This is a genomic window from Streptosporangium sp. NPDC049248 (assembly GCF_040678965.1).
Taxonomy (GTDB): domain Bacteria; phylum Actinomycetota; class Actinomycetes; order Streptosporangiales; family Streptosporangiaceae; genus Streptosporangium; species Streptosporangium fukuiense.
On sequence record NZ_JBFAQY010000001.1, the window covers coordinates 856,959 to 877,672 of the forward strand.

A 20,714-nucleotide genomic window follows, 5' to 3' on the forward strand; every position below is an offset into this window, starting at 1 on the left:
GGCATCACGCCCCTTGGTCGCATGGCCGGAGATGGCCGTCGACCAGTCCGTCAAAGCCTAGCCGGATCAGCGTTTCCCCCAGTGCCCTCGTCTCGCGCAGTCTGTCCTCCAGTTCGAACAGTTCGCGGAAGGCCGTTCCGTACATCCGCTGGTCGGACAGCGGCAGCATGGGCACCCTCGCCCGCCGCACGTCGAGGCGGCTGGATGAGGGATGGACCCTGGCCGCGTCGGCCGAGCGCAGGAAACCGGCCAGGAACCCGGAGTCGAGCCGCTGCGGGTCGACCCGGTACAGCGTGAGCTGCGGGCCGAGCGCCGCGCCGCTCTGGGTGATCACCCTGACCGCGCCGAGCACCGTGGTCACCACGTCGCCGGGCCTGATCATGATCAGTGCCGGGTCGAGGGTGGTACGGCCGGAGGGTGAGGCGCCCGCCGCGGTGTCGTCGGCGGTCAGCACCGGGAGAGGGCCCTCGTCCGCCGACATCCTCGGCGGCGCCTGCAGGATCGTGATCAGCCCCGCCTTGGCCAGCTCGCCGACCGTGGTGGTCGGCAGGTCCTGCCGTTCGGCGAGCAACTCCAGGGCGGGAGCGGCCTCCGACAGCGTGGCCGAGGCACCCATGAAGCCGGCCAGGGTCTCGGTGAAGTCGCGCGGGAAGTCGAGGCCGCTGTGCTGCGGGCGGTGCCTGGCCGGGGCGAGGTCGACCTCGTCGTCGAGCAGGTCGATGATGCGCACCGTGCGGCCCTCGCCGGACGGCTCGGCCTCGGGGTTCTCCAGGTACGCGCGCCAGGCGGGCTCCACGACCGACAGGTCCTCGCCGGCGTCCACCACCAGCAGCTGGGACGGTGGACGCCCACCGTCGGGCCTGCGGAGTATCCACAGGTCGGGGCCGCCGGGCGCCAGCGTCACCACGGCCCGCAGCGCCCCCGCCCGGAGCAGGTTGCCGCGGATCCGCTTGCCCGGACGACGGCTGGCGGCGGCGGTGGGCATCAGGATCGCCACCAGGCCGCCCGGCCGCACGCGGGCGAGACAGTGCTGCACCCAGGCGAGCTCGGACTCACCGCGCGGCGGCAGGCCGTACTCCCAGCGCGGGTCACCGGCGAGCTCCTCGTGCCCCCAGACCCGCTCGTTGAACGGCGGGTCGCAGACCACGGCGTCGGCCACGTCACCGGCCAGGCCGTCCTCGCGGAGCGAATCACCGGCGACGATCCGCGCCTCGGTCCCGCGCAGCAGCACCCGAACCGCGCTGAGCAGCGCGTTCGTCTCGTTGATCTCCTGCCCCATCAGGATGGTCTTCCCGCCGTTCGAAGCGCTTCCCCGCCGGGCCGTCGAGCTGTCCGCGCCCAGCAGCAGCGTTCCGACACCGCATGCCGGGTCCAGGACGACGTCCCCCTCCCGCACCACCAGCCGGACCATGAGCTCGGCCACATCGTCCCTGGTGACCGAGAGCTGGCGGGAGTGCGCCTCGACGTAGCGCTCGCACAGGAACTCGAAGACCTCCAGCGGGTCACGTTCGGCGGCCAGCTCGGCGACCAGCCGGACGAGGGCCAGATCGTCCAGGCGGAGATCGGCGGAGCCGGGGAGATCGGTCGTCACCTCTGCCATCCGGGTGAGAGACTTCGTACCATGATCACGCCAGGCGGTGGGCTCGCGGCGCAGGAACAGCAGGAAGGCGCCGACCTTGGCCACCAGTTCGCCCAGTCTGAGGTCGTCGACCGAGGTGCGCATCCGCTGCCAGACCAGGTCGCCGAGCGAGACCTCGAAGGACTTGCCGTTCGCGCGCAGCCACCCGGCGATCTCCGGCAGCGAGAACAGTGGGCTGGAGGCGGTACCGCCCACCGGCTGGGGAAAGTCCTCGTGGCGGCGGCGCCAGTTGCTCACCGCTGCCCTGCCGACCCCGGCAAGCCGGGCGATGTCGCCCGCGTTCACGGTGATCTCCTGGGACTCCTCCATGTTGGGCCACAGTAGTTGACTGTGCCGCAACGGTCTACAACGTCTTTGCTTGTGAAGTGCTTCAACCAATGATTTACTGCCTTCATGGCACTGAACCAACCACTGGCACTGCGCTACGCGGCCCGCTCCGACGTGGGGGTCCGCCGTGAGGCGAACGAGGATTCGGGCTACGCGAGCGCGCGCCTGCTCGCCATAGCGGACGGCATGGGTGGTCATGCGGGTGGAGAGGTCGCCAGCTCACTTGCCGTCACCGCCATGGCGGCACTGGACGGCACCCTTCCCGCCGACGGTGTCGACCTGCTCGCCGCGCTCAAGGGCGCCGCCAGGGACGTCAACCACACACTGCGCGACATGAGCGAGCAGGATCCCACGCTGCGCGGCATGGGCACCACCCTGACCGCCATGCTCTGGGACGGCGCCACCTTCGCCCTGGCCCATGTCGGAGACTCCCGGGCCTACATGCTGCGCGACGGCGCCCTCTACCAGATCACCCATGACCACACCCTGGTCCAGTCGCTGGTGGACGAGGGACGGATCACCCCTGAGCAGGCCGCCGAGCACCCGCGCCGGTCAATGGTGCTGCGGGTCCTTGAGGGCACCGGCGACGGCGAACTGGACCTGTCGCTGCGCGAGGCCTACCCGGAGGACCGCTACCTGCTCTGCTCCGACGGCCTGACCGCCGTGGTCGGCCCCGAGACCCTGTTCAACACGCTGACCGAGATCTCCGATCCCGACGAGGCGGCTCGCTGGCTCATCGACCTCGCCAACCGGGGCGGCGGCCCCGACAACATCACCTGCATCGTGGCCGACTTCGGGGCGCCCACCGGTTCCGCCCCGGTGGAACCGACCATCGTGGGCGCCGCGGTCGAGAGGAAACTCTCCCTGTAGGGGACTCAGGCCGCCTACCCGGGCGTCGGGGAGTCGGAGTTCGTACGCCTCGATGTGGCGGGTCCGGGCCGGGCTCCTACCAGGTTCTGCCGGTGATGCGTTCGTACGCCTCGATGTAGCGTGCCCTGGTGACCTCCACGACCTCGGCGGGGACCTCCGGGGCAGGCTCCTTCTTGTCCCAGCCCGTGCCGGTCGCCCAGTCACGCACGTACTGCTTGTCGAAGGAGAACTGCGCGTGGCCGGGCTCCCACCGGTCGGCGGGCCAGAAACGGGAGGAGTCGGAGGTCAGCACCTCGTCGCCGAGCACGAGAGTGCCCTCGGAGTCCCAGCCCAGCTCGATCTTGGTGTCGGCGATGATGACGCCCCGCTCCGCGGCGAGTTCGGAGCCTCGCCGGTAGATCTCCAGCGTGATCCGCCGGAACTCCTCGGCGACCTCGGCGCCCTCCAGGGCGACCACCTCGTCGAAGGAGATGGGCTCGTCGTGCTGCCCCAGCGGCGCCTTGGTGGACGGGGTGAAGATCGGCTCGGGCAGCTTGGAGCCGTCCAGCAGGCCGGGCGGCAGCGGCACGCCCGAGACCGACCCGTGCGCCAGGTACTCCTTCAGCCCGCCGCCGGTCAGGTAGCCGCGCGCGACGCACTCGACCTTCGCCATCTCCAGCTTCCTGCACCGCACCGCACGGCCCGCGAACTCGGCGGGTACGTCGGTCGCCGAGATCACGTGGTTGGGCACGATGTCGGCGAGTTGCTCGAACCACCAGAGCGAGAGCCGAGTGAGGATCTTCCCCTTGTCGGGGATGGGCGTGGGCAGGATCACGTCGTACACCGACACCCGGTCGGACGCCACGAGGATGATGTCCCCGCGGTCCTCGTAGACGTCGCGGACCTTCCCTGAATGAAGAAGCTTCACTGCTTTCCTTAGCTTTTGCTCGACCCGGTCGCCGACCGACACCTGCTCACCGTATTCGACATCCGGCGACGACCTGGCAACCGGGCACCCCCTCACCTGCCCGGGGGAGGGTTTCGCGGTCCCTCTGGCCGACGGCCCTCGGGACGCGGTCGCCGCGCGAGGCGATGTCCGCCGACCCGAGGCTTCCCGAGCGGTGACCGGGGCGGCCGGTCACGGGCGCCTGCGGGCTCGCAGGATGGCGTCGTGGATGGTGACCTGGCGGCCCTCGGGGTCGTCGGCGAGGCGCGGTCTGGTGTCGGTGACGAGGATGTCCCACAGGTCGGGGTCGAGGGAGTGCGCGACCTCCTCGGCGGTGAAGAACATCTCGGGCACGTTGAGCCGGGGCATCGTGGTCTCCAGGTCCGAGAAGTGGTGGCCGACGATGAGCAAAGTCCCGCCGGGGGCCACCGCGGCGGCCAGCCGGGTGTGCAGTGCCTCGCGCTGCTCCTTCGGCAGGTGCATGAAATGGGCGGTGACCAGGTCGAAGCGGCCCTCATCGGGTGCCCAGCCGGTCAGGTCGGCGTGCACCCAGTCGATCCGCCCGGCCACCTCCGCGCCGAGGGCCTCGGCGTGTTCGGCGCCGCGCCGCAGGGCGACGGTGGCGAAGTCCGCCGCCGTGACCCGCCAGCCGCGTTCGGCCAGCCAGAGGGCGTCGGCCCCCTCGCCGCAACCGACGTCGAGCGCCGTGCCGGGGGGCAGGTCGGCGGTCTCGGCCACGAGCTGGGGGTTGGGCCGGCCACTCCAGACCGCGTCACGGGAACGGTAGCGCTCCTCCCAGGCCTGCTCGCTGAACATGCCCTCGACCAGGGCGTCCTGGTCGGTGTGCCGGTGAGCGTCCGGTGCTGCCGCGGTGGCGGGGCCGTGCCGGTCGTCAGGCACCCGTTCGGCGTGGCCGGAGAGGGACTCGGGCCGCCGGCGGTGAGCGGCGACGGCGTGGCGGGTGTCCTCGGCGATGAGGTCGGCGTTGATGGCCGCGGCGGTGTTCAGTGCCGAGGCGGCGGAGACGATCACCTGGGCGCGCAGGTCCGCCACGTTGCCGGCCACCCACACCCCGGGCACCGCGGTGGCCCCGGTGGGATCGGCGGGCACGTGGCTGCCGACGACGTGGCCGCCGACCAGCTGCGGGACCGGCTCCAGCCCGAGGGAGGCGAGCACGTCGGCCCGGGCGGTGAAGCGCGGCGCGACCACCACGGCCTGGCAGGGGACGAGCTCTCCCGAACGCATCCGGACGCCGTCGAGCCGGTCGCCGGTCGTCTCCAGGGCGGCGACCTCGCCTTCCACCAGGGTGACGCCCCGGGCGGCCAGCTGCTCGTACTCCTCATCGGTGGGCTTGGCGGCGGTGTGCAGGAACAGGGTCACCCGCTCACTCCACTGCCGGAACAGCAGGGCCTGGTGCGCGGCCATCGGGCTGTCGGCCAGGACGCCGATCGCCTGGTCGCGGACCTCCCAGCCGTGACAGTACGGGCAGTGCAGGACGTCGCGTCCCCATCGCTCGGCCAGCCCCGGAACGTCGGGCAGCTCGTCCACCAGGCCGGTGGTCACCAGCAGCCGCCGAGCCCGTACCTGTCGGCCGTCGGCGAGCAGCACGCGAAAGCCGTCGTCGCCCTCCAGCCGATGGACCGAGGTGACGGTGCCGGTCACGATCTCACCGCCGTAGCCGGTCACCTCGGCGCGGCCGACGGCCAGCAGCTCGCCGGGGGGCGTGCCCTCGCGGCCCAGGTAGTTGTGCACATGCCCGGCCGGGGCGTTGCGCGGGGCACCGGCGTCGACCACCAGCACCGAGCGGCGCGCCCGGCCCAGGGTCAGAGCCCCGCTGAGACCGGCCGCGCCGCCGCCGACCACCACCACGTCGTACTTCTCCTCCACCGTGTGCTCTCCTTCGCTCGTGGTACGGCCGGAGTGGGATCACGGCGGCCGTCTCGTCGCTGGACTATCCGCCCAAGGTGGCGGATTTGACAAATGCCTTTGCCGGGATGGCAAATAGATGGCATGAACGACGACGCCCTCCCTCCGGACGAGGCCCTCGACAGGGCCATCGACGCGGTAGGCCCGCGCCTGCGGGCACTGCGCCGGCAGCGCGGCGCGACCCTGGCGCAGCTCTCCGAGGCCACCGGGATCTCGGTCAGCACCCTGTCCCGCCTGGAGTCCGGCCAGCGTCGTCCCACCCTGGAACTCCTGCTCCTGCTGGCCCGAGCCCACCAGCTCCCCCTGGACGAGCTCGTCGGCGCGCCGGAGACCGGCGATCCGCGCGTCCACCAGCGCGCGATCACCCGTGAGGGCATGACGTTCATCCCGCTGACCCGCAGGCCCGGCGGGCTGCAGGCGTACAAGATGATCATTCCGGCGAGCCGGCCCGGCTGCGGGCCGGAACAGCGGGTCCACGAGGGCTACGAGTGGCTCTACGTCCTGTCCGGGCGGCTGAGCCTGTCGCTCGGTGAGAAGAAGATCGTCCTGATGCCCGGAGAGGTCGCGGAGTTCGACACCCACATCCCGCACGCGTTCAGCAGTCCCGGCCCGGAACCCGCCGAGATACTCAGCCTGTTCGGCCCCCAGGGCGAACGCCTGCACATCCGCGCCCGCCCCTCCGGCAGGTGAGCCGGCCGACGCCGGGCATCCGCCCCGAAGACGGCCGTGCCATCACGCGGCCTCCCGGCCGGGGCGGCGGATCCACGACTCGCGGCGCTCCCGGGAAGCCCCGGCCTCTCCTGCTCGTCGTGCGGGGCCGCACGACGAGCAGGAGGGACCTCCGTGCCCCATCGCGGCGGCGGGCCCGCCGCCATGACGTCCCATTGGAGAACACACATGCCCTTCGCCGACGAGCTCATCGGACCCGACACCGCCCGCGCACTGGCCCGGGCGGTCGGGGCGGTCGTGCCGGACGCCCGGCTCACGGCACTTCGAGCGGCGACCTCCGAACTCGGCCCCCTGTCCCTGCGCGAGCGTGCCGACCTGCTGCGTGACGCCCTGCTGCGGGACCTGCCCGGAGACTACGGGTCCTTCGCGGGCACGGTCCGGGCCGCGCTGAACGGGAGACATCCCTTCAGCGGCTGGCTGATCTGGCCGGTGAGCGGTGCTGTCGCCACCAAGGCGATCGAGGACGGGAGCGGCGAGGCGTTCGATGACGCCCTTGACGCGCTCGCGGAGCTCACTCCACGCCTGACCTCCGAGTTCGCCATCCGCCTGCTGCTCGAACGCGATCTCGATCGCGCGATGGCACGGATCATCGACTGGACCGCTCATCCCGATGAGCACGTCCGCCGTCTCGCGACCGAGGGGACCCGGGCCTTCCTGCCCTGGGCCAAGCGGGTTCCGGCCATCCTCGCGAACCCCCGGTCGACCGTGCCGGTCATCAGCGCCCTGTACCGGGACGAGAGCGAGTACGTACGACGCTCGGTCGCCAACCATCTCAACGACCTCAGCAGGGAGCGGCCCGACCTGGTGATCGAGACCGCCGCCGCCTGGCTGGCCGATCCGGACGGCAACACGCGGAGAGTCGTTCGGCACGGACTGCGGACGCTGATCAAGAAAGGCCATCCCGGCGCACTGGAACTGATGGGGTTCACCCCGGGCACGGTTGTCGAGATCGTGGGTCCGAAGCTCGCCGGCACCACCGTGCCGTTCGGCGGCACGCTGAGATTCACCGTCTCCGTCACCAACCCCGGGCAGGAGCCGGTGCGGCTCGCGATCGACTACATCGTTCACCACAGGAAGGCGAACGGGAGCCAGAGCGGCAAGACCTTCAAGCTCACCACCAGGACCCTCGCACCCGGCGACACCATCGATCTCTCGCGCGACCACTCGTTCCGCGAGATCACCACCAGGCGCTACCACCCCGGCACCCACGCGGTCGAAGTCCAGGTCAACGGAGTCGCCTCCGGTCGCACCGACTTCACCCTGCTCGCGCCTGGCTGACAGCTCACGGGGGAGAGGCGGTCGGCGGTGTGCCCGATGGCGGTACTCACCCGGCCGCGCGCTCCCCTCGGTGCCAGGCTCACGTGGGACGCCGCGGTCAACTCCGCAGCAGGTCGGCGAGGACCACGGCCTCGCTGATGTCGGCCTGCCTGGTCGCGGTCAGGAGCGTCACCGTTCGCTGACTCGCCAGCTCCCGCAGGTGCTCCAGCGCGGTGGCCCGCTCGGGGTCCTTCAGCTCGGCCCGGTAGCGGCGGCCGAACTCCTCGAACCGAGCCGGGTCGTGGCCGTACCACTTGCGCAACTCGGTCGAGGGCGCCACCGCCTTGCACCACTCCTGAAGATGTGCCTTCTCCTTGGACAGCCCGCGCGGCCAGACCCGATCGACCAGCACCCGGGCACCGTCGGAGGCTTCCGGCTCCTCGTAGACCCGGCGCACCCTTACCTTTGGTTCGTTAGCCATGACCTGGTCATTCCCAGGTGACGGCGATGACAGCCATCGGGCGGAGTCGATCAGCCGGGTGACAGCGTGACGTCGACCTCGTGGTCGGCGCCGTTGCCACCGGAGACCTGCCGCAGGTGGTGGCGGACGTCGGTGGCCGGCGGGGCGAGCTCGACCGGGTACCGGTCACGGGGCCGGGCGGGCGAGGGCCACCAGAGTGTTCCTTGCCGCCCTTGGCCTCCGTGACCGGGTTTCACGGTTCGGGGGAGAGCCGGTCGGCGGCGTGTTCGATGGCGGTGCTCACCCGGTCGGCGAGGAGGCCGACCGCGCCGACCGCGCGGGTCATCGGGTCGTCCTCGGCGCCGCCGAGGGCCTGGGAGCGCAGGTAGGCGGCCTTCACCTCGGTCCATCGGGCGGCCTGCCCGGCGGTCAGGGTGCCGCGTAGCTCGGCGAGTTTGAGCAGGTTGGCCTCTGCCCCCGAGGTGAGGGTCTGGGCCTCGCCGAGGTAGTGGTCGTCGATCACCGCCTCCAGTTCGGCGTCGTTCATCACCGGGACGACCCGGGCCGCGAGCTTGTTCATGTTCCGGTACGAGCCCTGGAGCTGGTAGGGAGGCTCGGTCCGCGAGGCGTCAGACTGGGCGGCCGAGGCGATGTACGCCTGGTTGTTGGCCAGCACCACCTTCTGGATCCGGAGCAGCCTGCGGAGCACCGCGAGGACCTGTTCCAGCTCCACCGAGGAGTACGGGTGGGAGAGCTGGTCGGCCCGGACCCCCTCCTCGCCCCGCGCCAGCCGTACCAGCAGGCGGATGTCGCCGCGGTCGCGGGTGGAGAGCGGGGACAGCACCGGGTTGGAGGTCAGCGCGTTGTCGATGTAGCTCAGCGCGAACAGCTCGTCCCGGCCGGACAGCACGTCACCGAGGTTCCACACGTCGGCGCGGTTGGCGAGCATGTCGGGGATGCGGAAGCGCTTGCCGGACTCGGTGTACGGGTTGCCCGCCATGCAGACCGCGAAGCGCTTGCCACGCAGGTCGTAGGTGCGGGTCCGGCCCTCCCAGACGCCCTCCATCCGGCGCTGGCCGTCGCAGAGCGAGATGAACTTCTGCAGCAGCTCCGGGGAGGTGTGCTGGATGTCGTCCAGGTAGAGCAGCACGTTGTTGCCCATCTCCAGCGCGAAGGAGATCTTCTCGATCTCCTGCCGTGCCGTCGCGTCGGGCGCCTGCGCCGGGTCCACCGAGGTCACCAGGTGGCCCAGGGCAGGGCCGTTGACCTTGACGAAGATCAGCCCCAGCCGGTTGGCCACGTACTCCATCAGGGTGGTCTTGCCGTAGCCGGGCGGGGAGATGAGCAGCAGCATGCCCATCTGGTCGGTCCGCCTGGCATCCCCGGCCGCGCCGAGTTGCTTGGCCAGGTTGTCGCCGATCAGCGGCAGGTAGACCTCGTCGAGCAGCTGGTTGCGGACGAAGGCGGTCATCACCTTCGGCTGGAACTCCTCAAGACGCAGCCGCGTCCGCTCGGCCGCGACCAGCTCGTTGCGCCGCTTCTGGTAGGCGCGGTACGCGGGGACGCGGTGGTCGCGGAAGTGCCGGGTCCTGGCCAGGAACTCGTCCAGCCGTAGCCGGATCGCGCGCCCGGAGATCCGGGGGTGCGCGCCGAGCAGCCCCTCGACCGTGGCGGTCAGCGCCGCGGACGAGTCGTGCCGCGCCACCTCGCAGAGCAGTACGGCGACAGCCTCCACCAGCTCCGCCGATCCGGGGGCCGATGCCGAGTCCGGCCCGGAGTCCGGCGTCGAGAGGTCAGCCGAGAGGTCAAAGGCGGACAGCCATGCCTCGGCCAGGCGGTGACGCCCGGAGAGGTCGTCGCCGAGCGCTCGCAGGTCCTCCTCGAACTCCCGGCGCGCGGGGCCGAGCGCCCGGTCGAACCGGTCGAGCAGCGCCCGTGCCCCCGCGCTCGTCACGAACCCGAACGGCTTGCCGGCCAGTTCCTCGAAGAGATACTCCCCGGCCAGTTCGAAGACGCCCTCATCCTCCCGCGCGCGGGTCCCGGCCGTCTGGGGCGCCCCGGCCGTGCTCGCGGCGGCCACGGCGAGCGCGCCCGCCGGGCTCTCCGGACGGTCGTGGAGAGCCCGGCTGAAGGACGCGATCGCGGAGCCGAGGGCGGCACGGGTCTCCCGTACCGCCTCCACCCGGCCGAACAGGGTCCGGGCCCGGGCCAGCGAGGTGGCCCGGGTGGTCCAGGTCGCGCGGGCGGCCTCGTCGGTGCCGTAGGTCCAGAAGAGCTGGGCGGCGGCCCGCGCCGCCGGCGGGTAGCGGAGCAGGCCCGCGCCCGCGTGCAGCCGGAGCGCCGCCTGCAGGATCGCGGTGGCGTCGTGGTCGTGGACGCCCCGCTCGTAGCCCTCGTCGTAGCGGGTCTCCGCCACCCGGCGGACGATCTCCAGCAGCTCCCCGTCGGCCACCGCCGCCTCGTGCAGCGCGTCCAGGGAGACCTGTCGCTCGCCCAGTTTCAGGGTGCCGGACTCGGCGGCGGCCAGGATGGCGGCGGCCAGGTGCTCGCCCCGGTAGACCTCCGGCGACTCCGAGACCGTCAGCTGGTTCCAGAACGGCCGGGTCTCCTCGAAGGCCGCGTCGAGCACCGGGGAGCGGTAGTCGGTCCCGGTGACGGCGAACGCCATCCGGCCTTCGTGCGGGACCAGGGTCAGGTCGGCCGGCTGGGTGTTGACCGCGAACAGATGGCGGCCGAGCCGGATGGTCTCACCGCCGTCGGTGTAGAGGTCGAGCCGGTCGCGCAGGGCGCGGCCCGCCTCCTGACGGGCGGACTTGACCCGGCCTTCGAGCTCCTCGGCGCGGACCTGGTCGCCCAGCGCGCGCAGTTCCCCGACCACGCCCTTGAGCTTGAGCACCATCGGGTCGGACCCGAAGTAGGTGTTGACCTCGTCCAGCGACTTCAGCCCGGCCAGGCGGCGCCGTACGCTCGACAGGATCCGGGTCGCGGAGTCGGACAGCCGGTCGGCGCGGCGGGCCCGTTCGTCGAGCAGCGCCTGGCGGCGCGAGGAGAACGCCTCGTAGACGTCCTCCCGTTTCGAGGACAGCTGCCCCAGGAAGTCGTCGAACTCGGTGAAGCGCGACTCCAGGTTCTCCAGCTGGAGCATCAGCCGGCCCAGCTGCTCGTCGCAGCGCTCGGGGGTGTCGGACATCGCCAGCGCCCCGGTGATCGCCTGCCCCAGCAGGGCGTACTCGGCGGCGAAGGCGGCCCTGCCCTCACCGGCCAGCAGCTCCCCGCGCCGGGCGTCCAGCGTGGCGCGGGCGCGGTTGACGCCGCCGAGCACCTCGCCGACCCGTTCCAGGATGGCGGTCCGCACGGTGGCGTCGGCGATGTCGAGCGTGCCGACCACCTCGACCACGATCTCCAGTCCCCGCGCCTGCCGCTCCAGCCGCTCGCCGATCGGCCCGGCCTCGGCCACGGTCGCGATGGCGCCCGCCTCGGAGACCAGCGCCTCGACCTCCGCGTGGTATCCGGCGAAGGCGTCGTCGCCGCGCAGGAAGCCCGCGGCGCGCTGCGCGGTGCTGTCCAGCTCGGCCGCCAGCTCCGCGTCGAGCGCGTCGATCCTGGCGACGTCGACGTGGCGCAGCTCGCGCAGGGTCACCAGGTGCCCCTGTGACCGGCGCAGCTGCGAGAGCCGGTCCACCCAGCCCTGGGCGGACCTGGGCGCCTCGCTCCGCGCCTGCCGGATCAGCGCGGTGGTGTCGGCGGCGGCGGCCTCCAGCGCCTCGGCGGCCTGCCGGGTGAGCGACTGGACGTTCTCGAACTCGTCCAGCACCTGCTCGGCGGTGGCCCGCACGTCGGCGAGCGGACCGCGCAGCCCGTGCTCGCCCAGCCAGTGGTAGTGGTCGAAGACCCGGGCGCAGGAGGCGATCAGCGCCTCGAAGACCGGGATCGACGGCGCCATCTCGTCGACCATCCCGGCCACCGAGAGGCAGTCGGAGATGCCCCGGACCAGCTCCGCGTTGCCGATCCGCTCCAGCGGGCCGGTGCCGACCGGACGGCCGGCGGCGTAGAGGTCCGACTGGTACGCCGTCTGCCAGACCTGCATCGGGTGGACGCGGGTGGGCTCGTCGGAGGTGGCCCTGAAGACGACCAGCGTGCCGTCGTCGAACAGCGAGTAGCCGTGACAGGAGAGCGGATTCGCCACCTGCTTGCGGATCACGTTGTACGGCAGCAGCAGCGAGCGCCCCTCGGCGCGGGCGTGGAAGACGTACAGCACGTCCTCGCCGTTGGGGGAGCGGATGACCCGCTCGAACTCCAGCTCGGACACGTCGGTGTCGAAGGTCTTGCTGACCCCGGTGGACAGGTAGTAGCCGCCGGGGAAGATGATCCCCTGGTCCTCGGGCAGGCGCTGGCAGGCCTGCCCGATGCCGTCGAGGCGGACCACGTCCTTGGTCCGGGTGTTGAAGACCAGGTGCCGCCAGTCGGGCTCCTTGTACGGCCGGATCCGGAGCAGGATCAGCGGGCCGATCCTGGCGTGCTGGACCTCCGCGTCGGCGAGGCTCTGCAGCGGCTCGGTGACGGGCTCGCGGTAGACGCCCTCGCCGGACTCGGTATTGTTCTCGATCTTGATGGTGAGGTCGCCGCCGACGGTCTCGACGAACACCTCGCCCTGGATCGAGATGTGCGGGTGGCGGCCGAGCACGTGGTCGTCACGGGTGGCCGGGGTCCACTCGAAGTCGTGCGAGGGCGGGAACGTGTGGTCGCGCTCCCCCCGGTCGTCGATGTAGGTGAGCGTGCCGTCCGCCCCGACCTGCCAGCGCAGCACCCGGGTGTCCTGCGGGCCGGTCTGGAAGACGGCCAGCAGCTTGCCCTCGACCCGGCGGAGCTGGAGCAGCCGGGTCTCCCGGTAGTACCGGTAGAGCTCGGCGAAGTCCCGCTCGAAGCGCGGGTCACGGAACATCGGCGCCGGGTCGAAGCGGAACGCGTCCGCCGTGTCCCGTACGAACGTGTGCATGGAGAAGACGTCCGCGACGGCCGTCTCCGGCTTCAGCCCGATGAACACGTTGTAGCCGAAGAGCATGAGCCCGCCGACCGAGACGATGTCGCGCGGCACGCAGTTGTTCTCGGTGCGTATCCGCTCGGTGCCGATCAGGCGCAGCTCGGCTCCGCCGAACACCGCCAGGCGTTCGGCGTTGAGCGCGTCGGACCGCCTGGCCAGCTCGGCGGCCTGTTCGGCCAGCCGGGCGCGGAGCACCTCGTAGGTGCCCGCGTCCAGCCCGGCCCCCTCCGCGCCGGGGGCGTCGGTGACGGCCTCCGCCGTGGAGGACGTCACTTGCCGGCGGAGTTGAGCGCGGCGACCGGGACCTCGGTGGTGGTGGCCGCGGCCTGGGCCTCGCTCAGCAGGCCGCGAAGCCGGTCGGCGTCGGGGCCGCCATCCTTGATCAGTTTCATCAGCAGCGCGGACAGCGAGAGGTTCCGCACGTCGGCGGTGTCGATCGAGCCGAGGACCCTGCCCAGGTCGGCGGGGATGCTCGACGAGCCGTTCAGGTAGGGCTCGGCCAGCGTGCGGGCGACGTCGGAGTGGTCCACGAAGCCGTCCACCGCCTTGCCCATGCTGATCGAGTTCATCAGCTTGTCGAAGAACACGGTGTCGCCGCCGACGATGTCGATGTTGGCCTTGGACAGGCCGGCGGAGACCACGGAGGCCTGCGCCTCGGCGATCTTGAGCTGCACGTTCACTCCGGCGAGACGGATCTCCTTCTCGGCCTCCAGGCGCAGACGGTACTCCTCGTGGGCGCGGGTCGCGTCGGTGAGCGCGGCCATCGCCGCGGCCTTCTCGGTGAGACCCTCGGCCTCGGCCTTGAGCTTCTCCCCGACCGTCGCGGCGGCGGCCATCGCCATGGCCTGCTCGCCCTCGGCCTCCGCCTTCAGCTTCTCGCGTACCGCGGTGGCCACGGCGTGCGCCTTGGCCTGCTCGCCCTCGGCGATCGCCAGCGCCTTCTCCCGCTCGACGGCGGCCTCGGCGCGGCCGATCTTCTCGATCGCCGCGGCGTCCCGCTCGCGCACCTGCACCTCGGCCAGGCCGGGAGCGGCGGTCTCGGCCTGGACGCCCTCGGCCAGACGGATCTTGGCGCGGGCGTCGAGCTCGGCGGCCTGCTGCCGGGACTCGGCCAGCACCAGTGCCTCGCGGGCCCGGTGCTTGGACGCCGCCTCGGAGGCCTCGGCCGCCTTGATGTCCTTGACCAGGCTCTCCTGGGCCTCGGCCTCGGCCTGGATGATCACAGCCTGACGGGTCCGCTCGGCCTCCTCGACCACGCGCAGGCGCTTGATGCTCTCCTCCTGCTCGGCGACGGTCTTCTCCACCACGATCCGCTCGCGGATCACCTCGGCGATGGAGCGCTTCTCGCCCTCCAGTTCCTTGTCCTTGGAGATGCGCGACAGCTCGGTCTCGCGCTCGCGGGCGATGACCTCCAGCAGGCGGTCCTTCTCGATCCGCTCGGTCTCGATGGCGAGGACCCGCTCGCGGTTCTTCGCCGCCACCGCGATCTCGCGGGCCTGGTTCTCCTGCTGGATGCCGAGCTGCTCGTCGGTACGGAGATTCGCGGCGTGCGCCTTGAGCCGCTCCTCGGCCTGGACCTTGGCGGTCTCCGCCTCCTCGCGGGCACGCATGGTCTCGACCTCGCGCTTCTGCTTGGTCTCCGCGTCGGCCTGGCGGCGCTCAAGCTCCAGGATGGCCTCCCGCGCGTCCACGTTCTGGCGGGTGATCTCCTTCTCCTCGCGACGCTGGAACTCGTTGGTCCGTACGTGCTCGATGGCGGTCAGCTCGGTGATCTTCCTGATGCCCTGCGCGTCGAGGATGTTGTTCCGGTCGAGCGAGGTCAGCGCGGTCTGCTCCAGGTAGTCGATGGCCGCGTCCTCAAGGCTGTAGCCGTTGAGGTCGGTGCCGATGACCTGGATGATCTGGTCGCGGAACCGGTCACGCTGGGTGTACAGGTCCACGAAGTCGAGCTGCTTGCCGACCGTCTTGAGCGCCTCGGAGAACTTGGCGTTGAACAGCTCCTGCAGCGTCTCCTGATCGCTCGCGCGGGCGGTGCCGATGGCCTGGGCGACCTTCACCACGTCCTCGACGGTCTTGTTGACCCGGACGAAGAAGGTGATGCGGATGTCGGCGCGGATGTTGTCACGGCAGATCAGGCCCTCACGGCCGGTCCGAGCGATCTCGATGGTCTTCACCGAGATGTCCATCAGCTCCGACTTGTGGAAGATGGGCAGCACGATGGCGCCGGTGAAGGTGACGTCAACCTTGTTGATCTTCGAGATGATCAGGGCCTTACCCTGTTCGACCTTGTTGAACAGGCGGCTGATCATGATGAGCAGGCCGACGACGACGAGCAGGACGACGGCGAGGAAGATGCCGAGCCCGGTGGAGATGACGTCCAAAATGGTCCCTCGGTTAAATAGGACGATCAGGGTCGAGTTCCGCGGCGTAGGGCATCACCCAGAAGAACTCGCCAGGGGAGTCGTAGGCGAATATCAGGGCGGTGCTTCCGGCGGCGAAGACGTCGTCGCCGGTCTGACGCACTTGAACGAGAGCGGAGGAGCCGTCCGGGGCGGTGACCTCGGCCTGACCGAAGTCACTGGCGACCCGGCTTGTGCGGATGACGCACGCACGGCCCACGAAGTCGGCGCGGGAGGGGACGCGCTCCTTCGGGATGAGACGTCGCAGCGGCAGCACGATGAGGCGTGTGCACGCCCAGGCGCAGACCAGCGCCGCGACCAGTACCGCCACCAGGGCGGGGGTGCCGGTGAACAGTGTGCCGCCCACCAGGCTCGCGAACCAGGCGACGACGACCAGCAGCGAGATGACCAGTGCGGCCGGGACCCCGCCGAGTCCCAGACCGCTCAGGAAGGCTTCGGAGCCGTCGCCGTCGCCGTCGAACCCGAACACGCCGAACACGACGAGCACCCAGTACGCGATGATCACCAGGAGCAGGAACGTGAACAGGACGGTCGGAAAAGACAGTGTGGCATCGACGAACTGGCCCATTGGTGTGTGTGGTCCCCCTGCTGGCGTACCGGATCGCGCTCCCCCGAGCGCATGTAGGTGACTATATACAGGTAAAGATTGGTTAAAGAGAATAGTTCCCAAATTGGAAAAATATCCGTGTTAGTCGCTCCAGCTGCGGGTTTCCGGGGCCTGTGCGCAGGTGGCGGCGCGGAGCCGTCCGGGGGCAGGCGGAAACCGAGGAGCGCGGGCGTGGCCTCGCGTCCTCGGCGGGCCCCCGAAAGATCAGACGGGCCGGGTGATCATGTAGGCGAGACCGACGAGAATCACGACGGGGATGAGCCACACGATGGCCTCGATGGCGAATTCCTTGTACATGGGGACATCCCTCCGATGGGGGGCGGCGAGGAACGTGGGTCTCCGACGATAACCGCTGTCCTCCGGCTGTGACCAGGGCTCGCCGGGCAGCGGGAAGCGGCCGGGGCATCCCGGGGACACCCGCCGTACCTCCGTGCCGTGACCTGTCCGCACGAGCGGTGGCCGGCCACGGGCGGGCGGCTTCCGCGAGCCGCTGTAAGCCCCTGTGAGCCTCCGTGAGCGCCTATGAGGGAACGGCCGAGCCGACCACCACGGGATTGTCGGTGACCTCCCCCTCGACCACGTCGGCGACCACGCAGGTGATGTTGTCGGGTCCCCCCGCCTCGCAGGCGAGTGCGATCAGCTGCCGGGTGACCTCCTGAAGGTCGTCGACCTCGGCGAGCACCTGGCGGAGCCGTTCGGCCTCGACCACCCCCGACAGCCCGTCGGAACAGAGCAGGTAGCGGTCGCCGACCTCGGCGTCCCGCAGGGAGAGGTCGAGTTCGAGGTTCTCGCTGCCGTCGAGGACCTGCAGCAGGATCGACCGGTGCGGGTGGCGGGCGGCCTCCTCGGCGGTGATCCGGCCGTCGTCCATCAGCGTCTGGACCAGGGTGTGGTCGTAGGTGATCTGATAGAGATCGCCGTTGCGGAGCAGGTAGGCGCGGGAGTCGCCGATGTGGGCGAGGGCGACGCGCGAGCCGTTCCACAGCATCAGGGTCAGAGTGGTCCCCATGCCGGTGAGTGACGGGTCTTCGGCGACCAGTTCGCGCAGGCGCTGGTTGGCCTTGCGGACCCCGGCCTCGGCGGCGGCGGCGAGGTCGCCCGGGCACTCCTGGTCCAGGGACGCCACGGTGGCGATGGCCGCCGAGCTGGCGACCTCACCACCCACGTGACCGCCCATTCCGTCGGCGACGGCCAGGAGCCGCGCACCCGCGTAGGCGGCGTCCTCGTTGCCTTGCCGGATCCGGCCGACGTCGGACCCTGCCGTATAGCGCAGCGTGATCATCTGCGCATCACTAGATCGTCGAGTTGCACGAGCTGAGCCGCTTTCGGACAGTTGGGATGGGCCTATGGCGAACCGAGATGTTCCACGATCCACTTAACACCATGGTGGCGCAAGCGGCCTGGGGAAGTGTTGCCACATCTGTTGACACCGGTGGTGGCGCGTAAGCTGTTTCAGTGGCCGTCCAGTGCCTCCTCAGTGCCCCCGCACTGTGCCCGGAGTTCCCCACTTTACGCACCGCTAGGAGATCAGGAATGACCGCGATCATGCAGGAGGCGGCACGTCGCCGCACGTTCGCGGTGATCAGCCACCCCGACGCGGGCAAGTCGACCATGACCGAGGCGCTGGCGCTGCACGCCTCCGCGATCAGCCAGGCGGGCGCGGTGCACGGCAAGTCCGGTCGGCGTGGGGTGACCTCCGACTGGATGGAGATGGAGAAGGCCCGGGGCATCTCCATCACCTCCGCCGCGCTCAGGTTCGAGTACCGCGGCCACATGTTCAATCTGGTCGACACTCCCGGCCACGCGGACTTCTCCGAGGACACCTACCGGGTGCTGGCCGCCGTCGACTGCGCGGTCATGCTGCTCGACGCGGCCAAGGGCATGGAGCCGCAGACGCTGAAGCTGTTCGAGGTGTGCCGGCACCGCCGCATCCCCGTCATCACGTTCGTCAACAAGTGGGACCGGCCGGGCCGCGAGGCTTTGGAACTGCTGGACGAGATCGAGGAGAAGACCGGTCTGAAGCCCACGCCGATCACCTGGCCGATCGGTACCGGCGGCTTCTTCCACGGGGTGGCCGACCGCGCCGCCGACCGGATCGTCCGCTACACCCGCACTCCCGGCGGCGCCACCAAGGCGATCGAGACCGACCTGAGCGCCGAGCAGGCCCTGATGGAGCTGGGCGGCGACTGGGAGCGGGCCAAGGACGAGATCGACCTGCTCTCCGCGATCGGCGCCGACCACGACCAGAAGACCTTCGAGGCGCACGAGTCCACCCCGGTGCTGTTCGGGGCCGCGCTGTCCAACTTCGGCGTCGGCCGCCTGCTGGACGCCATGGTCGACATCGCCCCCGCTCCCGCGCCCCGGCCGGACGTCGACGACGACCCGCGCCCGCTGGAGGAGCCGTTCTCCGGCCTGGTCTTCAAGGTGCAGGCCAACATGGACCCCTCGCACCGCGACCGGATCGCCTTCGTCCGGGTCTGCTCGGGCAGGTTCGAGCGCGGCATGGTGCTCGTCCACGCGGCCACCGCCCGCCCGTTCGCCACCAAGTACGCCCAGTCGGTCTTCGGCCAGGAACGCGCCACGATCGACGAGGCGTACCCCGGCGACGTGGTCGGGCTGGTGAACGCCAGCGCGCTGCGTCCCGGCGACACGCTGTACGACGGCTCGCCCGTCGAGTTCCCCCGAATTCCGAGCTTCGCCCCCGAGCACTTCTCCACGGCCAGGGTCCGTGACTCCAGCCGGTCCAAGCAGTTCCGCAAGGGCATCGAGCAGCTCGACGCCGAGGGCGTGGTCCAGGTGCTCCGCTCCGACGTCAGAGGCGACCAGTCGCCGGTGCTCGCCGCGGTGGGCCCGATGCAGTTCGACGTGGTCAAGCACCGGATGGAGGCCGAGTTCAACACCGAGATCCTGATGGACCGGCTGGACTTCGGTATCGCCAGGCTCACCGACGCCGAGTCGGCGCCGATCCTGGCCCGTCAGCGCGGGGTGGAGGTCTTCACCCGCTCGCTGGACGGGGCCCTGCTGGCGCTGTTCACCGACGAGTGGCGGATGCGCGGCGTCATGCGCGACCACCCTGACCTGGTGTTGAACGCCCTGCTCGCCGACACCCGGGGCTGACCGGCTCGGGTACGGCCTTTTCCGAGAGCCGTACCCGGCCCGGCTGCCTGCCGCGCATGGTGAGATATGTCGTCATGAGTGCGATTAAGTGGGGAATTCTGGCGACCGGCGGCATCGCCACCACCTTCACCGAAGACCTGAAGCTCCTGCCGGACGCCGAGGTGGTCGCGGTCGGATCGAGGTCTCAGGAGTCCGCGCGAGCCTTCGCCGACCGGCACGGCATCCCCCGGGCGCACGGCAGCTGGGCCGAGCTGGCCGCCGACCCGGACGTGGACATCATCTACGTCGCCAACACACAGAACGCCCACTACGCCGCGGTACGGACCTGTCTGGAGGCGGGCAAGGCCGTACTGTGCGAGAAGGCGTTCACGCTGAACCGGGCCGAGGCCGCCAAGCTGGTCGACCTCGCGCGGGAGCGGGGCCTGTTCCTGATGGAGGCCATGTGGATGCGCTGCGTCCCGGGCATCCGCAAGCTCGTGGAGCTGGTCGAAGGCGGGGCCGTCGGCCCGGTCGACTCCGTGCACGCCGATTTCTCGATCTCCGTCTCCGTCGAGCCCGACCACCGGCTCCGCGACCCGAAGCTGGGCGGCGGCGCCCTGCTCGACCTGGGCGTCTACCCGATCTCCTTCGCCCACCTCGTGCTCGGTGTCCCCGCCGGGGTGCGGTCCTGGGCGCGGCTGACCCCCGAGGGCGTGGACGAGAACACCGGCGTGCTGCTCGGCTACGACAGCGGAGCCGTCGCCCTGCTCTCCTGCGGCATCACCGCGAGCAGCCCGGTCACCGCGTCGATCTCCGGTCCGCTCGGCCGGATCGAGCTGCCGAACCCGTTCTTCCGTCCCGACACCTTCGTCCTGCACCGCGTGGGCGGTGAGCCGGAGACCTTCCACGTCCCCTTCGAGGGGACCGGCATGCTGCACGAGGCGGCGGAGGCCATGCGCTGCCTGCGCGAGGGGCTGCTGGAGAGCCCACTGGTGCCGTGGCAGGCGACGTTGGACGTGATGGGCATCCTGGACGAGGTACGCGCACAGGTGGGCGTCCGATTTCCCGGCGAATGACTGATCTGGAGCTTTCCGCCGTACACCTGGGGTCCTCCTGGGGGTGTTCGATGTGATGGGGCTCCGTTGCGTGTGCGGGGTTCTCGCCGTGCCCGCTGTGGTGGGCGGGTGTTCCGGGTCGGCATCTCGTCTGACTGATTCGGGTACGCGGCTTGTTCGCCGTGCCCGCTGCGCGGCTTGTTCGCCGTGCCCGCTGTGGTGGGCGGGTGTTCCGGGTCGGCATCTCGTCTGACTGATTCGGGTACGCGGCTTGTTCGCCGTGCCCGCTGCGGTGGGCGGGTGGTCCGGCCGGCCGTCTCAGTGGCCGTCTGGTGATTTCGGCCTCCGGCCTGTTCGGGCGC

At 70.7% G+C, this 20,714-nt stretch carries 14 protein-coding genes; 5 read left to right on the plus strand and 9 right to left on the minus strand.

Annotated features, from left to right (window positions below):
* Nucleotides 1-4 precede the first annotated feature (4 nt).
* A complete protein-coding gene (locus AB0K21_RS03845) occupies nucleotides 5-1,948 on the minus strand; it encodes an N-6 DNA methylase (protein WP_364147574.1) in 1,944 nt (647 codons plus the stop codon).
* Between the two features lie 84 nt (nucleotides 1,949-2,032).
* Here AB0K21_RS03845 and AB0K21_RS03850 point away from each other — a divergent pair, with 84 nt between their 5' ends.
* A complete protein-coding gene (locus tag AB0K21_RS03850; RefSeq protein WP_343975848.1) occupies nucleotides 2,033-2,836 on the plus strand; it encodes a protein phosphatase 2C domain-containing protein in 804 nt (267 codons plus the stop codon).
* A gap of 76 nt (nucleotides 2,837-2,912) precedes the next feature.
* Here AB0K21_RS03850 and AB0K21_RS03855 read toward each other — a convergent pair whose 3' ends face one another.
* Entirely contained in the window at nucleotides 2,913-3,743 is an 831-nt protein-coding gene (locus AB0K21_RS03855) for a phosphoribosylaminoimidazolesuccinocarboxamide synthase (RefSeq protein WP_343975845.1), read from the minus strand.
* Nucleotides 3,744-3,953: 210 nt separating this feature from the next.
* Complete coding sequence (locus AB0K21_RS03860; RefSeq protein WP_364147579.1) at nucleotides 3,954-5,648, minus strand: bifunctional NAD(P)/FAD-dependent oxidoreductase/class I SAM-dependent methyltransferase; 1,695 nt, start codon at nucleotides 5,646-5,648, stop codon at nucleotides 3,954-3,956.
* A 123-nt stretch (nucleotides 5,649-5,771) separates the two neighbouring features.
* Between AB0K21_RS03860 and AB0K21_RS03865 the strand changes: the two genes are divergently transcribed.
* Together AB0K21_RS03865 and AB0K21_RS03870 are read left to right on the plus strand one after the other, a co-directional pair.
* Nucleotides 5,772-6,377 carry an XRE family transcriptional regulator gene (locus AB0K21_RS03865; protein ID WP_343975839.1) on the plus strand — a complete coding sequence of 202 codons (606 nt, stop codon included), beginning with the start codon at nucleotides 5,772-5,774 and terminating at the stop codon, nucleotides 6,375-6,377.
* A 207-nt stretch (nucleotides 6,378-6,584) separates the two neighbouring features.
* A complete protein-coding gene (locus tag AB0K21_RS03870; RefSeq protein ID WP_364147583.1) occupies nucleotides 6,585-7,694 on the plus strand; it encodes a DNA alkylation repair protein in 1,110 nt (369 codons plus the stop codon).
* Between the two features lie 97 nt (nucleotides 7,695-7,791).
* Here AB0K21_RS03870 and AB0K21_RS03875 read toward each other — a convergent pair whose 3' ends face one another.
* The 6 genes from AB0K21_RS03875 to AB0K21_RS03900 form a co-directional block, all read right to left on the minus strand.
* A complete protein-coding gene (locus AB0K21_RS03875; RefSeq protein ID WP_364147586.1) occupies nucleotides 7,792-8,154 on the minus strand; it encodes a DUF488 family protein in 363 nt (120 codons plus the stop codon).
* A gap of 50 nt (nucleotides 8,155-8,204) precedes the next feature.
* Entirely contained in the window at nucleotides 8,205-8,390 is a 186-nt protein-coding gene (locus tag AB0K21_RS03880; RefSeq protein ID WP_364147588.1) for a hypothetical protein, read from the minus strand.
* Nucleotides 8,387-13,447, minus strand: a complete 5,061-nt coding sequence (locus AB0K21_RS03885) for a DNA repair ATPase (RefSeq protein WP_364147591.1) — start codon at nucleotides 13,445-13,447, stop codon at nucleotides 8,387-8,389. The genes AB0K21_RS03880 and AB0K21_RS03885 overlap by 4 nt, the downstream gene beginning before the upstream one ends.
* Nucleotides 13,444-15,555 (minus strand): flotillin family protein, encoded by a 2,112-nt coding sequence (locus tag AB0K21_RS03890; protein WP_364147593.1) that lies wholly within the window; start codon nucleotides 15,553-15,555, stop codon nucleotides 13,444-13,446. Before AB0K21_RS03890 ends, AB0K21_RS03885 begins: the two co-directional genes overlap by 4 nt.
* Nucleotides 15,556-15,568: 13 nt before the next feature.
* Entirely contained in the window at nucleotides 15,569-16,162 is a 594-nt protein-coding gene (locus AB0K21_RS03895; RefSeq protein WP_364147596.1) for a hypothetical protein, read from the minus strand.
* A 559-nt stretch (nucleotides 16,163-16,721) separates the two neighbouring features.
* The gene (locus tag AB0K21_RS03900) at nucleotides 16,722-17,483 is read right to left on the minus strand and encodes a protein phosphatase 2C domain-containing protein (protein WP_343975814.1); all 762 of its coding nucleotides are present in this window, start codon (nucleotides 17,481-17,483) and stop codon (nucleotides 16,722-16,724) included.
* 251 nt (nucleotides 17,484-17,734) lie between these two features.
* Between AB0K21_RS03900 and AB0K21_RS03905 the strand changes: the two genes are divergently transcribed.
* Nucleotides 17,735-19,318, plus strand: coding sequence for a peptide chain release factor 3 (locus AB0K21_RS03905; RefSeq protein ID WP_343975810.1), 1,584 nt, complete (start codon nucleotides 17,735-17,737; stop codon nucleotides 19,316-19,318).
* Nucleotides 19,319-19,392: 74 nt separating this feature from the next.
* Nucleotides 19,393-20,373 (plus strand): Gfo/Idh/MocA family oxidoreductase, encoded by a 981-nt coding sequence (locus tag AB0K21_RS03910; protein ID WP_343975807.1) that lies wholly within the window; start codon nucleotides 19,393-19,395, stop codon nucleotides 20,371-20,373.
* Nucleotides 20,374-20,714: the final 341 nt, after the last annotated feature.